The organism is Paenibacillus sp. Dod16, from assembly GCF_049893405.1.
Classification (GTDB): Bacteria; Bacillota; Bacilli; order Paenibacillales; family Paenibacillaceae; genus Paenibacillus_AQ.
The window spans coordinates 1-455 of sequence record NZ_JBNDYG010000141.1 but is presented as its reverse complement, the minus strand read 5'-3'; the positions used below and the strand labels follow the sequence as shown (position 1 = coordinate 455).

General features: G+C 50.8%; 2 rRNA genes. Both read left to right on the top strand.

Annotation, left to right across the window (positions count from 1 at the left end):
• A 23S ribosomal RNA gene (locus ACPV3A_RS37800) occupies positions 1-130 on the top strand; the annotation flags it as partial.
• 213 nt (positions 131-343) lie between these two features.
• Positions 344-455, top strand: a 5S ribosomal RNA gene (rrf, locus tag ACPV3A_RS37795); the annotation flags it as partial.

Sequence of the window (455 nt, the reverse complement as noted above, 5' to 3'; positions counted from 1 at the left end):
TGAAGCCCCCCTCAAGATGAGATTTCCCAACTAGTAAGACCCCTTGAAGACGACGAGGTAGATAGGTTGGAGGTGGAAGTGCAGCAATGCATGGAGCTGACCAATACTAATCGGTCGAGGGCTTATCCAAATGACCCCAAAAAGTGAAGCGAAGCTTTGGAGCAACGCCGAATACTTTCCGGGGACCCCGATACCACATCGGGTGAATGCTACGGATTCTAATCAACGCAAATTTCGTTTCGTATCTAGTTTTCAGGTGATCAAAACTGAATTGTAAGTGTACAAGCTATACTTGCAAGGAGGATGATCGCGGCATTTGGCGATGCCGGATCCTGAATATACGTTTGGTGGCGATAGCGGAAGGGTTCCACGCGTACCCATACCGAACACGACCGTTAAGCCTTCCAGCGCCGATGGTACTTGGACCGAAGGGTCCCGGGAGAGTAGGACGTCGC